Genomic DNA, 14,619 nt, shown 5'->3' on the forward strand with positions numbered 1-14,619 from the left:
GCTCGCCCACGCAGCGCAGGCGGCGGTTGCCCAGGTGGTCGATGTCGTCCTTGACGGAGATGCCCCGGCCCAGGCCGTTCATATAGTTGATGGACGTGAGGATATCGTCCACGATGATGTGCTTGGGAACCAGCTGGTCCTTGTGCAGGATGATCTGGTCGATGAGCTCCTCGCCGCTGTACTGGCTCAGCAGCTCCTGGAGCACGCCGAAGCGCACCCGCTCCTTGATGCCGCAGGTCTCCAGGGGGTCGAAGTCCACATAGCGGTTCATGTCGCACATGCCGTTGGAGGTCACCCGAAGCGGGGTGCCGTCCACGTCGATGGTAACGTCGCTGACACCCACGGCGTCCAGCAGCCGGGCGTCCTCCTTGCTCAGGAGAGCCCCCTCGTCGAAGAGGATTTCGCCGGTGGCGGGGTCCGCCACGGGATAGACCAGCTTCCGCCCCGTGACCCGCTGCCACAGCGAGAGTTTCTTGTTAAACTTGTACCGCCCCACGACGGAGAGATCGTACCGCCGGGGGTCGAAGAACAGACCGTTCACCAGCGCCTCGGAGGCCTCCACCGTAGGGGGCTCGCCGGGACGGAGGCGGCGGTAAATCTCCAGCATGGCGTCCTCATAGGACTTGCAGGGATCCTTCTCCAGGGTGGCCACGATCCAGGGGTCGCCGCCGAAGCGGTCCAGAATCTCCTGGTCCGACTTCAGTCCCACGGCCCGGAGCAGGCAGGTGACGGGAATCTTCCGGTTCTTGTCAATGCGGACCCAGAAGAGGCCCTTGTCGTCGGTCTCATATTCCAGCCAGGCGCCCCGCTGGGGGATGACCTGGGAGGTCAGCAGGGGCAGGTCGGTCTTCAAATCCACCTCATGGCCGTAGTACACGCCGGGGGAGCGGACGATCTGGGAGACCACGACCCGCTCCGCGCCGTTGATGACGAAGGTGCCGGAATGGGTCATCAGGGGGAAGTCCCCCATGAAGATCTCCTGCTCCTTGATCTCCTCGGTCTCCTTGTTCCGCAGGCGGACCTTCACCTTCAGGGGGGCGGCGTAGGTGGCGTCCCGGGCCTTGCACTCCTCCACGTTGTACTTGGGCTTCTCGTCCATCTTGTAGTCGATGAAGGTCAGCTCCAGGTTGCCCTGATAGTCGGCGATCGCGCCCACGTCGGCGAAGACCTCCCGCAGGCCGGTGTCCAGGAACTCCTGATAGGAGTTCTTCTGGATTTCCAGGAGATTGGGCATGGGGACGACTTCTTCATACCGGGCAAAGTTCTTGCGGGGGGTCTTGCCGTAATACTTGTCTTTTGCCATCTTCACATTCACCTTTCTTCCGCCCCCGCCTTTGGCGGCAGGAGAGGCAGATTCAGCCGCCCGCAGGCGGCGGAGTTTCCGACACGCCGGGCACTGTTGTTAAAAACCATCCATCCTGCTCTTGCATTCTTCTGGGAAACATGCTATACTACGGATAAGTTAATATGTCAGGTCCTTCCCATCCATTGCAGATAAGTGCCTCATTTTACCACGTTCCCCTCTCCTCTGTCAAGAGGAAAGGGGCGTTTTATTGCGTAAATTCCCAAATTCCCCGATCCCGCAGCCGCTTTTCCCTCATTCCCATTCGTACTCATGCGCACACCCCAGTCCATCCCCAAACCCGCGTCCAAGGGCCAGAACGAAGCGCCTCCCCCAAGGCGCGCAAAAAAAGCCTCAGAACTCCATTCCAAGGCTTTCCACAGCAAACGCAAAAACTCAAATTCCCCCTCGTATCCCCCGCGTCTCCCGTCCCCCTCCGCCGCGAGTCCGGCGAAGCGAGTCGCGGCGGAAGGCGAAGAAATTCCCATCACCGCGCAGTTTTCGGCAAAGCCGGAAACGAAGCAGTGATGGGAATTTCTGAGCTGGCGCGGAAGGAGGGATTTGAACCCTCGCGCCGGTTTTATCCAGCCTACTCCCTTAGCAGGGGAGCCCCTTCGGCCACTTGGGTACTTCCGCGTATTGGATTCTGTTTTAAAATTTGGCGGAGAGAGTGGGATTCGAACCCACGGGCACTTGCGCGCCGCCGGTTTTCAAGACCGGTTCCTTCAACCACTCGGACATCTCTCCACTTGGAAGGCGCCGTCTCTCGAACACGAGAGTTATCATACCATATCCCCCCTCTCTTGTCAACAAAATTTTGCGTTCCTTTTCCAAAACAGGCTCCTCAGCCCGCCCCCGTCCGGTATATCCGTCCCGCCTCCGGCGTCACGCCGTTCAGCCAGAGCAGCTCCTCCACCGTCACAAACCAATAGCCCTCCGCCGCCAGCGTGTCCACCACCTTCAGCGCCGCGTCCACCGAGGTGGGATAGATGTCGTGGAGCAGAATGATGCTGCCGGGCTTCACGTACTCCAAAATGGCCTGGGTCACCTTCCCGGTGTCCCGGCTCTCCCAGTCCCGGGGGTCCACGGACCACTTCACCATGGGCACGCCGAAGTCCGCCTCCGTCCCGGGCGTCACCTGTCCATAGGGGGGCCGCAGCCAATAGGGCCCCCCGCCCACCAGCGCCTCCAGGGCCCTCTCCGTCCGGCCCACCTCCTCCTCCACCACGGCGGCGGGGGCTCCGTCCAGCCGCTGGTGGCTCCAGGTGTGGTTTCCGATCTGGTGCCCCTCCTCCGCCATCCGGGTCACCAGGTCGGCGTTGTCCTCGATCTGCTGGCCGATGAGGAAAAACGTGGCCGCCACGTCCCGCTGCTTCAGCCCGTCCAGCAGGCGGTCCGTGGTCCCCCGGCGGGGACCGTCGTCAAAGGTCAGCGCCACATATTTCTCTCCCGCCGGAATGACCGCCCCGCCATCCGCCGGCAGGGCCTCGCCTCCGGAGAGGCAAAGTGCGGCCAGAACCGCCAGCAGACATATCCAAACGCCCTTTTTTGCCATTGCGCAGCTCGCCCCCTCTTGTTCATTCGGGTCTAGTATGCGCAGCGCGGGGCCATTTTTCATTGGAAAAATCAGTAAAATTTCCGCCCGGCCATCCCGGAGCCCTCCGCCCGGAAGAAGTAAGAGCTCTTTGTCACAGGCCTAGGTTCCCATGACAAAGAGCTCTTATTCGTGTTTTTACACCAGTTCCAGCATGGCGGTCTCCGCCGCGTCGCCCCGGCGGATGCCGGTGCGAATGATGCGGGTATAGCCGCCGTTGCGCTCCGCGTAGGTGGGCGCAATCTCCTTGAACAGCTTCTTGCACACGTCTTCCCGGGTGATGAAGCTCATGGCCTGGCGGTAGGCGGCCAGGTCGTTCTTCTTGCCCAGGGTAATCATCTTCTCAGCCAGAGGCTTAATCTCCTTGGCACGGGTGACGGTGGTCTCCATCTTTCCGTTATCCAGGAAATCCGTGACCTGCTGACGCAGCATCGCTCTGCGCTGGTCAGAGGTCTTGCCGAGCTTACGAGGCATTTCGGTTTCCTCCTTCACTTGTTTTCTCTTGGCAGCACCGCTGCCCGGTCCGCCGCCAGGAGCGGCGGGTTAATTTCAGTTGTTCTCCTCGTCGGCCAGGTGCAGGCCCATCATGGCCAGCTTGTTGATGACCTCCTCCAGGGACTTGCGGCCCAGGTTCCGGACCTTCATCATCTCGTCCTCGGTCTTGGAAATCAGATCCTCCACCGTATTGATGTTGGCCCGCTTGAGGCAGTTGAAGCTCCGGACGCTGAGGTCCAGCTCTTCGATGGTCATCTCCAGCACCTTGTCCCGCTGGGCCTCCGCCTTCTCCACCAGGGTCGGGCGGCTGCCGACGTTCTCGCTCAGGTTGGTGAACAGCGTAAAGTGGTCGCAGAGGATCTTGGCTCCCAGAGATACAGCGTCCCGGGCGGAGATCGTGCCATCCGTCCAGACCTCCAGCGTCAGCTTGTCGAAGTCACTGGAAGCGCCCACCCGGGTGGGCTCCACGGTGTAGTTTACCTTATACACCGGCGTATAGATGGAATCCACCCCAATGGTGCCGATCACATTCTGCGCCGGCTTGTTGCGGTCGGCGGGGACGTAGCCCCGCCCGTGGGACAGGGTGATCTCCATGTTCAGCGCCGCCCCATTGTCCAGCGTGGCGATGTGAAGGTCCGGATTCAGCACCTCCACCTCGCCGTCGGCCTTGATGTCGCCCGCCGTCACCACACAGGGGCCCACCGCCTCAATATAAACCGTCTTCACGGTCTCGCTGTGGAGCTTCGTCAGAAGTCCCTTCACGTTCAGCACGATCTCCGTCACATCCTCCTTCACGCCGGGGATGGTGGAAAACTCATGCTGCACACCGGCGATCTTGATGGTGGTCGGCGCGGTGCCGGGCAGGGAAGAGAGCATCACGCGGCGCAGAGCGTTGCCAAGCGTGGTGCCGAAGCCGCGCTCCAGCGGTTCCACAACATATTTGCCATAGGCCGCGTCTCCCGGTGTCTCGATACATTCAATCTGGGGCTTGTCAATCACGCAGTACCCTCCTTCATCTTCTCAACGCGGCGGCGGATTCCGCCGCCTCTGGTTCGGCTCATTCTCGAGGGTATCCTCCGCTTACTTGGAGTACAGCTCAACGATCAGGTGCTCCTCCACGGGGATATCAATATCCTCACGAGCGGGAAGACGGGTCACGGTGCCCTTCAGGGTGTTCTTCTCCCGCTCCAGCCACGCGGGCAGGAGGAAGATCGGGGCGTCCTGCCCGGTGAGGCGCTTAAACACCTCGCTGGAGCGGCTGCCCTCGGCGACCTCGACGACGTCGCCGGCCTTCACCTGATAGGAGGGGATGTCGACCTTCTTGCCGTTGACGGTGAAATGCGCGTGATTCACCAGCTGGCGGGCCTGGCGGCGGGTCATGGCGAAGCCCATGCGGTACACCACGTTGTCCAGGCGGCGCTCCACGTTGATCAGCAGGTTATCGCCGGTCTTGCCGGGGGCGGCGGCGGCGGCCTCGTAGTAGCTGTGGAACTGCTTTTCCAGAATGCCGTAGATGAACTTGACCTTCTGCTTCTCGTTCAGCTGAATGCCATACTCGCTCTTCTTCTTGCGCATCTGGCCGCCGGGATTCCGGTTGGTCTCCTTCTTGGCGTAACCCATGACGGCGGGAGAGATGCCCAGAGCCTTGCAGCGCTTGGCAATCGGCTGCATATTCCTTGCCATATTGCTTGTTACCTCCTCTTTCGATTACACGCGGCGGCGCTTCGGCGGACGGCAGCCGTTGTGGGGGATGGGGGTGACGTCCTTAATCATCGTCACTTCCAGGCCCACGGCCTGCAGCGCCCGGATGGCGGCCTCGCGGCCCTGGCCGGGGCCCTTGACGAACACTTCCACGGTCTTGAGTCCATGCTCCATGGCGGCGCGGGCGGCGGTCTCCGCCGCAGTCTGGGCCGCGAAGGGGGTGGACTTCTTGCTGCCCCGGAAGCCGAGGCCGCCGGAGGAGGCCCAGGAGATGGCGTTGCCCTGGGAATCGGTGACGGTCACCATGGTGTTGTTGAAGGAAGAACGGATATGGACCTGACCACGCTCGATGTTCTTCCGCTCGCGGCGGCGGCGGATCACTTTCTTGCCGCCGGATTTCTGTGCTGCCATATTCTTTCTCCCTCCTTACTTCTTCTTGTTGGCGATGGTCTTCTTGGGGCCCTTGCGGGTGCGGGCGTTGGTCTTGCTGCGCTGGCCCCGGACGGGCAGACCCTTGCGGTGGCGCAGGCCGCGATAGCAGCCGATCTCGCTCAGGCGCTTGATGTCCAGCGCGGTCTGGCGGCGAAGATCGCCCTCGACAGTGTAGTCGTCGATGGCGTCGCGGAGCTTCTGCTCATCGGCGTCGCTGAGGTCCTTCACCCGGGTGTCGGGGTTCACGCCGGACTTCGCCAGGATGTCCTTGGCGCTCTTGCGGCCAATCCCGTAGATATAGGTGAGGCCGATCTCGATACGTTTATCCTTCGGCAGGTCAATACCGGCAATACGTGCCATACTTTTAAAGCACCTCCACTTTCAATTCTCAGCCCTGTCTCTGCTTGTGCTTCGGATTTTCGCAAATGACCATAACACGGCCTTTGCGGCGGATGACCTTGCACTTTTCGCACATGGGCTTCACGGACGGTCTTACTTTCATAGTCTGCAACCATTCCTTTCAGCGGTTTACGTCGTTTGATGTCATTTGCTGCGCCAGGTGATCCGGCCCCGGGTCAGATCGTACGGGGACATCTCCACCGTGACCTTGTCGCCGGGCAGAATCCTGATGAAATTCATCCTCAGTTTCCCGGAAATATGCGCCAGAATCATGTGACCATTTCCAATGTCAACCTGGAACGTCGTGTTGGGCAGGGCTTCCACCACAACACCTTCCACTTCAATCATATCGGATTTTGCCAAACGTTATCCCTCCTGGTCCGGCTGGATCGCCTCGCGGCATGCCGCGAGGGTCCTGCGAAGCTCACTGTTGGTGATCTTCTCCTCGCTCTTGATCTTTTCGGCGAGGCGGGTTTCCTCCGCCGACACAAAAAGCACATGCCTGCGCTTTTTGCGCTTTGGGGACTCCACCTTTCTCGATTTTCCGTCCGCCAGCAGGAGGTACTCCCCTTCCACCGCCAGAACGGCGAAGAGCTTCCCCTTGTCGCGGCCCGCGTTGGAGCGGACGATGTTTGATTTCGCAATCTCCATGCGTTCTCTCTCACCTGTTGTCAAATAGCGGGGGCCGTGAGAATCTCCGGCTCGCCATCGGTAATCAGGATCGTGTTTTCATAGTGGGCCGCCCACTTTCCGTCGGCGGTCTTCACCGTCCATCCGTCGCTCAGCTGGGTGATGGCGGCGGCGCCGGCGTTGACCATGGGTTCAATGGCCAGGGTCATTCCCCGGAGAAGCCGGGGCCCGTGGCCGGGGCGGCCAAAGTTTGGAATTTCCGGCGATTCGTGCATCTTGGCCCCCACGCCGTGGCCCACATATTCCCGGACCACGGAGAAGCCGTGAGACTCCACATAGGACTGAACCGCCGAGGAGATGTCCTGAAGGCGCTGTCCCTCCCGGGCGAAACGGATTCCCTCGAAGAAGCTCTGCCTGGTCACGTCGATCAGGTTCTGCGCCTCCGGAGAAATCCTGCCGCAGGGAAAGGTGGCCGCGCAGTCTCCATGAAAGCCCCCGATGTACGCGCCCACGTCCACGCTGACAATGTCACCCTCCCGCAGAATCCGCTTGGGGCTGGGGATGCCGTGGATGATCTCGTCGTTGACGCTGATGCAGGCGCTGGCGGGATAGCCGTTGTAGTGGAGAAAGGACGGAACCGCTCCCTGCTTGCGGATAAACCGCTCCACCGCGTCGTTGATCTCCTGGGTTGTCACGCCGGGCTTTACCATTTCCCCTGCCAAGGCACGGGCAGCCGCGGTAATCTTTCCGCTCCGGCGCATCAAGTCGATCTCGTGGGGGGATTTCAGGGTGATCATCCCGTCATCTCCCCAGAACGCGGAGGATCGCCTGGGAATTGGCTTCCACAGTCGGCTGGTTCTCCACCGTCTTCAGGAGGCCCCGCTCCGCGTAAAACGCCTTGAGGGGCTCCGTCTCCTTATGATAGACCTCAAGGCGGGATTTCACCGTCTCGGGGGCATCATCCTTCCGCTGAATCAGTTTCCCGCCGCACTTGTCGCACACGCCCTCCGCCTTCGGGGGCACCGCCACCACGTGGTAGCTGGCGCCGCAGTCCGGGCAGACCCGGCGGCCGCTCATGCGCTCCATGATCGTCTCGTCGCTGACCTCCAGGGAGACCACGCTGTCAAAGACGATCCCGGCCTTCTCCAGGGCCTCGGCCTGGGCGATGGTGCGGGGCACCCCGTCCAGAATATAACCCTTGGCGCAGTCCGGCTCCGCCAGCCGTTCGGAGATGATGCCGATGATGACCTCATCCGGAACCAGCTGTCCCGCGTCCATGAAGGCCTTGGCCTTCAGCCCGGTGGGGGTGCCGTTTTTCACGGCAGCGCGGAGAATGTTGCCGGTGGAGATGGTGGGAATATCCAGCTTTTCACACAGGATGTCGGCCTGTGTTCCCTTTCCGGCGCCCGGGGCGCCCAACAGGATCAATTTCATAGCTAAAACCTCCTGTATTCCGGGCACGGGGCGGAGCTCACGGCCCCGCCCGGCGCCGGCATCCAATCGTTGATTATTCCAGGAACCCCTTGTACTGACGCATCAGCATCTGAGATTCCAGAGCCTTGACCGTCTCCAGCGCCACGCCCACCACGATGATGACGGAGGTGCCGCCGATGGCCACGGAGTTGTTCCCCAGGATTCTGCCGATGATCAGGGGGCAGATGGCCACGATGCCAAGGTAGATGGCGCCGAACAGGGTGATCTTGTTCAGCACCCGCTTGATGAAGTCCACCGTGGGCTTGCCGGGACGGAAGCCGGGAATGAAGCCGCCCTGCTTCTTCATGTTGTTGGCAATCTCCACGGGATTGAACTGAATGCTGGAGTAGAAATAGGCAAAGCCGATAATCAGGATGAAATAGACCACCATATACATGACGGACTTCGTGTCGATGGCGTCATAGATGCTGCGGGACACGGTGCCCTCAGCGGGAATGCCCACGAAGCTCCAGATGGTGATGGGCAGGGAGGCGATGCTCTGGGCGAAGATGACGGGCAGAACGCCGGCCATGCTCACCTTCATAGGCAGGTTGCTGCTCTGGCCGCCGTACACTCTCCGGCCCACCTGACGCTTGGCGTACTGCACGGGAATGCGGCGCTCGGCGTCGTTGATGAACACGATGAAGGCGATCAGGGCCAGTCCGCCCACCAGAAGCAGAATCACCGCCCAGGGGGCCATGGCCGTGGCCAGGACCTGCTGGGCCTGGTCGGCGGTATAGCCGGCCTGGGTCAGAGTCTCGGCGGTCATCTCACCGCTGCGGATGGCGGACCACCGGCTCACGCCCTGGGCCAGGCTGGACACCATGGTGGGAACCCGGGAGACGATGCCCGCGAAGAGGATGATGGAAATACCGTTGCCCACGCCGAACTCCGTGACCTGCTCGCCCATCCACATCACGAAGGAGGAACCGGCGATAAAGGACACGATGATGACCAGGGCGGGCCAGATGCCGTCGGCCCCGGGGGCCAGGATGCCATAGCGCTTCATCATGAAGTAGTAGCCCACGGCCTGGAGAATGGCGATGGCCACGGTGGTGTAGCGGGTGATGGACTGGATCTTCTTCCGGCCCTCCTCGCCGCCGTCCTTCGCCAGCCGCTCCAGATAGGGGATCGCGACGGTGAGCAGCTGGATGATGATGGAGCTGTTGATATACGGCTGAATGCTCAGGGCAAAGACCGTGGCGGTGGCGAATGCGCCGCCGCTCATCACGTTGTACAGGCCCAGGATGGTGGCGCCCATGCCCTGAAGCTGGGCCTCCAGCTGAGCCACGTCGATATAGGGGACGGTGATGGCGTTGCCGATGCGGAAGATCAGCAGGATCAGCAGCGTGAAGACAATCTTCTTCTTCAGCTCGGGAATGGCCCAGGCCTTGCGAATCGTTTGAATCACGTTACCTCACCTCCGCCTTTCCGCCGGCTGCCTCAATGGCCTCCTTGGCAGACGCGGAGAAGGCGTTGGCCTTGACAGTGACCTTTTTGGTGAGCTTCCCGTTGCCCAGGACCTTGAAGCCGTACTCGCACTTGGAGAGGACGCCCTTTTCCAGCAGCGCCTCGGCGGTGACGGTGTCGCCGTCGTTGAACGCGTTCAGCGCGCTGAGGTTGACGGTCTCCAGGGGCTTTGCGAAAATGTTGTTGAATCCGCGCTTGGGAACCCGGCGGGCCAGAGGCATCTGGCCGCCCTCAAAGCCCACGCGGACCTTGCCGCCGGAGCGGGCCTTCTGGCCCTTGTGGCCCCGGCCGCCGGTCTTTCCGTTGCCGGAGCCGGCGCCCCGGCCCTTGCGGTAAGCCGGGCGGACGGAGCCTTCGGCGGGAGACAGTTCGCTTAATTTCATGATTGGCGCCTCCTTACTTCTCTTCGGTAACCTGCAGCAGATAGCCGATCTTCGCCACTTTTCCGCGGGTGGGATCGTTGTCGGGCTGCACGGTGACGTCACCGATCTTGCGCAGACCCAGGGAATGCGCGGTGGCAACCTGCTTTTCCAGGCGGCCGTTCAGGCTCTTGACGAGCTCAATCCTTAAGTTTGCCACGTTTGTTGCCTCCTTAACCCACGATGTCTTCGACGCTCTTCCCGCGAATCCGGGCGACCTCTTCGGGACCGCGCATGGACTTCAGGCCCTGGAAGGTGGCGGCGACAACGTTGTTGGGGTTGTTGGACCGGAGGCTCTTGGCACGGATGTCCTTGATGCCCGCGGCCTCCACGACGGCGCGGACCGCGCCGCCGGCGATGACGCCGGTACCGGGGGCGGCGGGCTTCATCAGAACCCTTCCCGCGCCGGCTTCGCCGATGGTCTCATGGGGCAGCGTGGTGCCCGCCAGAGTCACGGTAATCATGTTCTTCTTGGCGGCCTCGATGCCCTTGCGGATGGCCTCGGGAACCTCGGCGGCCTTGCCCAGGCCATAGCCGACCTTGCCCTTGCCGTCGCCCACGACCACCAGGGCGGAGAATTTCATGACCCGGCCGCCCTTCACGGTCTTGGAAACGCGGTTGAGGTACACGACTTTTTCGATATACTCGCTCTGCTCTCTCTCAAATCTAGGCATTGAACGTTCCTCCCTCCTTAGAACTGCAGGCCGCCCTCGCGGGCGCCCTCGGCCAGGGCCTTCACACGGCCGTGATACAGATAGCCGCCGCGGTCAAAAACCACGTTCTCGATGCCCTTCGCCTTGGCCCGCTCTGCGATGAGCTTGCCAACGGCGGCGGCGGCGGCCACGTTGCCGCCGTACCCTTCGACGGCCTTATCCAGGGAGGAGGCGGAGACCAGGGTCACGCCGGCCACATCGTCGATGATCTGGGCGTAAATATTGGCCTCGCTGCGGAACACGTTCAGACGCGGCATCTCGGGGGTGCCGGAGACCTTGGCGCGCACTCTCTTGTGGCGCTTCAGGCGCTGGGCGTTGGTATTCGGTCTTTTAATCATATCGGCACACCTCCTTACTTCTTGGCGCCGGTCTTACCGACCTTGCGGCGGATGGTTTCATTGGCGTACTTGATGCCCTTGCCCTTGTACGGCTCGGGCGGGCGCTTCTCGCGGACCTCGGCGGCAAACTGGCCGACGGCCTCCTTGTCGCAGCCGCGAATGATGATTTTATTGGGAGCGGGGACCTCAATGGTGATGCCCTCGATCTCAGAAACGATCACCTGATGGGAGTAACCCAGGTTCATGACCAGGTTGCTGCCCTCCTTGGCAACACGGTAGCCCACGCCGTTGACCTCCAGCTCCTTGGCATAGCCGTCGGTGACGCCGACGACCATGTTGTGCAGAAGCGTCCGGGTCAGGCCGTGGAGGCTGCGGTGCAGCTTATCCTCGGAAGGGCGCTTCACGGTGATCGTGGTGCCTTCCTGTTCAATGATCATCTCCGGGCGCAGCGCGCGGGTCAGCTGGCCCTTGGGTCCCTTCACAGTGACCACATTACCCTCGGCGACATCCACGGTGACGCCGGCGGGGACGGTAATGGGCATTCTGCCAATTCTAGACATTGTTCAATACCCTCCTTACCAGACAAATGCCAGGACTTCGCCGCCGACATGGAGCTCGCGGGCCTTCTTGTCGGTCATGACGCCCTTGGACGTGGAGATGATAGCGATGCCAAGACCGCGGAGAACCCGGGGCAGCTCGTCGGCGCCCACGTAGACCCGGAGGCCCGGCTTGGAAACGCGGCGCAGGCCGGTGATGACCTTCTCCTTGCCCGCGTTGTACTTCAGGGTGATGTGAATCTTGCCCTGGGTGCCGTCGTCCACGACCTGGAAATTCTTGATATAGCCCTCGTCCAGCAGAATCTGAGCGATGCTCTTTTTCATGTTGGAGGCGGGGACGTCCACGGTGTCGTGCTTCGCGCTGACGGCGTTGCGGATGCGGGTGAGCATATCCGCAACCGGATCGGTGATATGCATGGTATAAAATCCTCCTATTTTAGAGTTGCGGCCTTTCGCCGCTTCAGCAGCGAGGTATCATGACCAATTGAACGCACAGCCCGATTGGCCATGACCTTTCGCCGTCTGTCCTCCCTTTTTCTTGAAAGAAAAAGGGAGCAAAAAGAACTTTATCACGCTATGGGGCTTGGTTGTTCTTCCAAGCCCCCAGCGGCGGCAACTTAGATGGTTCTTAGAAAGACGCCTTCCGCACGCCGGGAATCTCGCCCTTATAGGCCAGCTCCCGGAAGCAGATACGGCACACGCCGTAGTCCCGGAGGTAGGCGTGGGGACGGCCGCAGAGCTTGCAGCGGTTGTACTTCCGGCTGGAGTACTTGGCGGGCCGCTGCTGCTTTAAAATCATGGATTTCTTAGCCATTCTTCTCTCCCTCCTTAGCGGGCGAAGGGCGCGCCGACCTGGGTGAGCAGGGCGCGGGCCTCTTCGTCGGTGTGCGCGGTGGTGCAGATGACCACATCCATGCCCCGGATCTTGTCGATCTTATCATACTCGATCTCGGGGAAAATCAGCTGCTCGCGGATGCCCAGGGCATAGTTCCCCCGGCCGTCAAAGGCGTCGGGGCTGATGCCCTGGAAGTCGCGGACGCGGGGCAGGGCCACGTTGAACAGGCGGTCCAGAAACTCCCACATCTTCTCGCCGCGGAGGGTGACCTTCGCGCCGATGGGCATATTCTCGCGGAGCTTGAAGTTGGCGATGGACTTGCGGGCCTTGGTGATAATGGGCTTCTGGCCGGTGATCTGGCCCAGGTCCCGGACCACGTTGTCCAGAATCTTGGCGTTCTCCCGGGCCTCGCCGCAGCCAACGTTGACCACGACCTTGTCAATCTTGGGAATCTGCATGACGCTCTTATAGCCAAACTGCTTCATCAGGGCGGGAGCGACCTCGGCCTGATACTTCGCCTTCAGGTTCGGCACTTTCTTCTCAGCCATGGGTTCTCCTCCTCCCTTACAGCTCGGCGCCGCACTTCTTGCAGATGCGGACGCTGACGTTTTTCTCTTTGCCGTTCACGGTTTTCTTCTCTACCTTGTGGCCCACGCGGGTGGCCTTCTTGCACTTGGGGCACACCACCTGGACCTTGCAGACGTCGATGGCGGCCTCCCGCTTGACGATGCCGCCCTCCTCGCCCTGACGGCGGGGCTTGATGTGGCAGGTGACGAGGTTCAGCCCCTCCACCACGACCTTGTTCTCCTTCGGCAGGGTGGCAATGACCTTGCCCTGATGGGTCGCGAGGTCCTTGTCCTTACCGCCGTCGCCGGACAGACGGACGACCGTGTCGCCCTTCTTGATGTTCATAGACATGTCGTTTGCCCTCCTCAAATCACTTCGGGCGCCAGGGACAGGATCTTCATGTAATCCTTGTCCCGCAGCTCGCGGGCCACGGGCCCAAAGATACGGGTGCCGCGGGGGTTCTTGTCGTCCTTAATGAGGACGGCGGCGTTGTCGTCAAACCGGACGTAGGTCCCGTCATTGCGGCGGATGCCCTTGGCGGAGCGGACGATGACGGCCTTGACCACCTCGCCCTTCTTCACGGTGCCGCCGGGGGCGGACTTGCGGACGGAGGCGACGATCACGTCGCCGATGTTGCCGTACTTGCGCTTGGAACCGCCCAGGACGCGGATGCACTTGATTTCCTTGGCGCCGGTGTTGTCGGCGACCTTCAGGAAGGTTTCCTGCTGAATCATTACTCGACGCCTCCTTACTTCGCTTTCTCGATGATCTCGACCACGCGCCAGCGCTTATCCTTGGACAGGGGGCGGGTCTCCATCACCTTCACCTTGTCGCCGATGCCGCAGCTGTTCTGCTCGTCATGGGCCTTCAGCTTATAGGTGCGGCCGACAATCTTCTTATACAGCGGGTGGGCCACCCGGTCCTCGATGGCGACCACCACGGTCTTGTCCATCTTGTCGGAGACCACCTTGCCAACCCGGGTCTTGCGGGAGGAAGTTCTCTTCTCGTCCATGTTTCCTTACCTCCTTCTCACTGCTTGCCGGAAGCGGAGAGCTCCCGGAGCACGGTCTTGACTCGGGCAATGTCATGCTTGGTCTCCCGAATCTTCACGGGATTGTCCAGCTGGTTGGTGGCGTGCTGCATGCGAAGGAAAAACAGGTCCTTCTTCAGGCCCGTCAGCTTCTCGTTCAGCTGCTCGGGCGTCATCTTGCGGATATCGCGAATCTCACTTGCCTTCATCTTACTCACCTGCTTCCTCAGCGCGGGCGATGACCTTGGTCTTGATGGGCAGCTTGTGGCTGGCCAGACGCAGGGCCTCGCGGGCAACTTCTTCCGACACGCCGGCGATCTCGAACATGACGCGGCCGGGCTTCACAACGGCAACCCAGAACTCCGGGGAGCCCTTACCGGAACCCATGCGGGTCTCGGCGGGCTTCTTGGTCACGGGCTTATCGGGGAAAATCTTGATCCAGACCTGACCGCCGCGCTTGGTGTAGCGGGTCATGGCGATACGGGCCGCCTCAATCTGGTTGCTGGTAATCCACGCGGGCTCAGTGGCCTGCAGGCCGTAATCGCCATAGCTGACAAAATTGCCCCGGCTGGCCTTGCCCTTCAAACGGCCGCGGTGGACACGGCGGTATTTAACTCTCTTGGG

The 14,619-nt window shown here is 61.4% G+C and carries 25 protein-coding genes, 2 tRNA genes and 1 pseudogene; all 28 read right to left on the reverse strand.

Annotated elements, in window-relative coordinates; translation table 11 throughout:
• Positions 1-1,303 (reverse strand): annotated as a pseudogene (locus tag QZ329_RS12255) (DNA-directed RNA polymerase subunit beta); the annotation flags it as partial.
• A gap of 582 nt (positions 1,304-1,885) precedes the next feature.
• A tRNA-Ser gene (locus tag QZ329_RS12260) sits at positions 1,886-1,978 on the reverse strand.
• 23 nt (positions 1,979-2,001) lie between these two features.
• Positions 2,002-2,089, reverse strand: a tRNA-Ser gene (locus QZ329_RS12265).
• Between the two features lie 97 nt (positions 2,090-2,186).
• On the reverse strand, positions 2,187-2,897 hold the full coding sequence (locus QZ329_RS12270) for a polysaccharide deacetylase family protein (protein ID WP_295753008.1): 711 nt from the start codon (positions 2,895-2,897) through the stop codon (positions 2,187-2,189).
• Between the two features lie 177 nt (positions 2,898-3,074).
• Positions 3,075-3,410: a 50S ribosomal protein L17 gene (rplQ, locus tag QZ329_RS12275; protein ID WP_295753011.1), complete on the reverse strand. Its 336-nt coding sequence runs from the start codon at positions 3,408-3,410 to the stop codon at positions 3,075-3,077.
• Positions 3,411-3,485: 75 nt separating this feature from the next.
• The gene (locus tag QZ329_RS12280; protein ID WP_295753013.1) at positions 3,486-4,430 is read right to left on the reverse strand and encodes a DNA-directed RNA polymerase subunit alpha; all 945 of its coding nucleotides are present in this window, start codon (positions 4,428-4,430) and stop codon (positions 3,486-3,488) included.
• Between the two features lie 81 nt (positions 4,431-4,511).
• Positions 4,512-5,114 carry a 30S ribosomal protein S4 gene (gene rpsD / locus QZ329_RS12285; protein WP_295753015.1) on the reverse strand — a complete coding sequence of 201 codons (603 nt, stop codon included), beginning with the start codon at positions 5,112-5,114 and terminating at the stop codon, positions 4,512-4,514.
• 24 nt (positions 5,115-5,138) lie between these two features.
• Positions 5,139-5,543, reverse strand: coding sequence for a 30S ribosomal protein S11 (rpsK, locus tag QZ329_RS12290; protein WP_295753017.1), 405 nt, complete (start codon positions 5,541-5,543; stop codon positions 5,139-5,141).
• Between the two features lie 15 nt (positions 5,544-5,558).
• Positions 5,559-5,924: a 30S ribosomal protein S13 gene (rpsM, locus tag QZ329_RS12295; protein ID WP_295753020.1), complete on the reverse strand. Its 366-nt coding sequence runs from the start codon at positions 5,922-5,924 to the stop codon at positions 5,559-5,561.
• Between the two features lie 28 nt (positions 5,925-5,952).
• Complete coding sequence (gene rpmJ, locus QZ329_RS12300) at positions 5,953-6,066, reverse strand: 50S ribosomal protein L36 (protein WP_014116882.1); 114 nt, start codon at positions 6,064-6,066, stop codon at positions 5,953-5,955.
• 41 nt (positions 6,067-6,107) lie between these two features.
• The gene (infA, locus tag QZ329_RS12305; RefSeq protein WP_295734746.1) at positions 6,108-6,326 is read right to left on the reverse strand and encodes a translation initiation factor IF-1; all 219 of its coding nucleotides are present in this window, start codon (positions 6,324-6,326) and stop codon (positions 6,108-6,110) included.
• 3 nt (positions 6,327-6,329) lie between these two features.
• A complete protein-coding gene (locus tag QZ329_RS12310; RefSeq protein WP_295753022.1) occupies positions 6,330-6,614 on the reverse strand; it encodes a KOW domain-containing RNA-binding protein in 285 nt (94 codons plus the stop codon).
• 20 nt (positions 6,615-6,634) lie between these two features.
• Entirely contained in the window at positions 6,635-7,390 is a 756-nt protein-coding gene (map, locus tag QZ329_RS12315) for a type I methionyl aminopeptidase (RefSeq protein WP_295753025.1), read from the reverse strand.
• Positions 7,391-7,394: 4 nt separating this feature from the next.
• Positions 7,395-8,027 carry an adenylate kinase gene (locus tag QZ329_RS12320; RefSeq protein ID WP_295753027.1) on the reverse strand — a complete coding sequence of 211 codons (633 nt, stop codon included), beginning with the start codon at positions 8,025-8,027 and terminating at the stop codon, positions 7,395-7,397.
• A gap of 73 nt (positions 8,028-8,100) precedes the next feature.
• Complete coding sequence (secY, locus tag QZ329_RS12325; RefSeq protein WP_295753029.1) at positions 8,101-9,477, reverse strand: preprotein translocase subunit SecY; 1,377 nt, start codon at positions 9,475-9,477, stop codon at positions 8,101-8,103.
• 1 nt (position 9,478) lies between these two features.
• Positions 9,479-9,919, reverse strand: a complete 441-nt coding sequence (gene rplO / locus QZ329_RS12330) for a 50S ribosomal protein L15 (RefSeq protein WP_295753031.1) — start codon at positions 9,917-9,919, stop codon at positions 9,479-9,481.
• Between the two features lie 13 nt (positions 9,920-9,932).
• Positions 9,933-10,115: a 50S ribosomal protein L30 gene (gene rpmD / locus QZ329_RS12335; protein WP_204790843.1), complete on the reverse strand. Its 183-nt coding sequence runs from the start codon at positions 10,113-10,115 to the stop codon at positions 9,933-9,935.
• 13 nt (positions 10,116-10,128) lie between these two features.
• Positions 10,129-10,629, reverse strand: a complete 501-nt coding sequence (gene rpsE / locus QZ329_RS12340) for a 30S ribosomal protein S5 (protein ID WP_295753033.1) — start codon at positions 10,627-10,629, stop codon at positions 10,129-10,131.
• Between the two features lie 17 nt (positions 10,630-10,646).
• Complete coding sequence (gene rplR, locus QZ329_RS12345; protein ID WP_295753035.1) at positions 10,647-11,006, reverse strand: 50S ribosomal protein L18; 360 nt, start codon at positions 11,004-11,006, stop codon at positions 10,647-10,649.
• 14 nt (positions 11,007-11,020) lie between these two features.
• Positions 11,021-11,566, reverse strand: coding sequence for a 50S ribosomal protein L6 (rplF, locus tag QZ329_RS12350; protein WP_295753038.1), 546 nt, complete (start codon positions 11,564-11,566; stop codon positions 11,021-11,023).
• 15 nt (positions 11,567-11,581) lie between these two features.
• Positions 11,582-11,980 (reverse strand): 30S ribosomal protein S8, encoded by a 399-nt coding sequence (gene rpsH, locus QZ329_RS12355; RefSeq protein WP_295753040.1) that lies wholly within the window; start codon positions 11,978-11,980, stop codon positions 11,582-11,584.
• Positions 11,981-12,191: 211 nt separating this feature from the next.
• Positions 12,192-12,377, reverse strand: coding sequence for a type Z 30S ribosomal protein S14 (locus QZ329_RS12360; RefSeq protein WP_295753042.1), 186 nt, complete (start codon positions 12,375-12,377; stop codon positions 12,192-12,194).
• 14 nt (positions 12,378-12,391) lie between these two features.
• Positions 12,392-12,946 (reverse strand): 50S ribosomal protein L5, encoded by a 555-nt coding sequence (gene rplE / locus QZ329_RS12365; protein ID WP_295753044.1) that lies wholly within the window; start codon positions 12,944-12,946, stop codon positions 12,392-12,394.
• Positions 12,947-12,962: 16 nt separating this feature from the next.
• Positions 12,963-13,316, reverse strand: a complete 354-nt coding sequence (gene rplX, locus QZ329_RS12370) for a 50S ribosomal protein L24 (RefSeq protein ID WP_295753046.1) — start codon at positions 13,314-13,316, stop codon at positions 12,963-12,965.
• 14 nt (positions 13,317-13,330) lie between these two features.
• Positions 13,331-13,699 carry a 50S ribosomal protein L14 gene (rplN, locus tag QZ329_RS12375; RefSeq protein ID WP_204790836.1) on the reverse strand — a complete coding sequence of 123 codons (369 nt, stop codon included), beginning with the start codon at positions 13,697-13,699 and terminating at the stop codon, positions 13,331-13,333.
• 14 nt (positions 13,700-13,713) lie between these two features.
• Positions 13,714-13,977 (reverse strand): 30S ribosomal protein S17, encoded by a 264-nt coding sequence (gene rpsQ, locus QZ329_RS12380; RefSeq protein ID WP_295734787.1) that lies wholly within the window; start codon positions 13,975-13,977, stop codon positions 13,714-13,716.
• Between the two features lie 17 nt (positions 13,978-13,994).
• Positions 13,995-14,204, reverse strand: a complete 210-nt coding sequence (gene rpmC, locus QZ329_RS12385) for a 50S ribosomal protein L29 (protein WP_295753049.1) — start codon at positions 14,202-14,204, stop codon at positions 13,995-13,997.
• A 1-nt stretch (position 14,205) separates the two neighbouring features.
• A partial coding sequence (gene rplP, locus QZ329_RS12390; RefSeq protein ID WP_295753051.1) for a 50S ribosomal protein L16 occupies positions 14,206-14,619 on the reverse strand: 414 nt, incomplete at its 5' end.

The sequence above is a fragment of the uncultured Oscillibacter sp. genome, from assembly GCF_910579365.1.
GTDB lineage: Bacteria > Bacillota > Clostridia > Oscillospirales > Oscillospiraceae > Oscillibacter.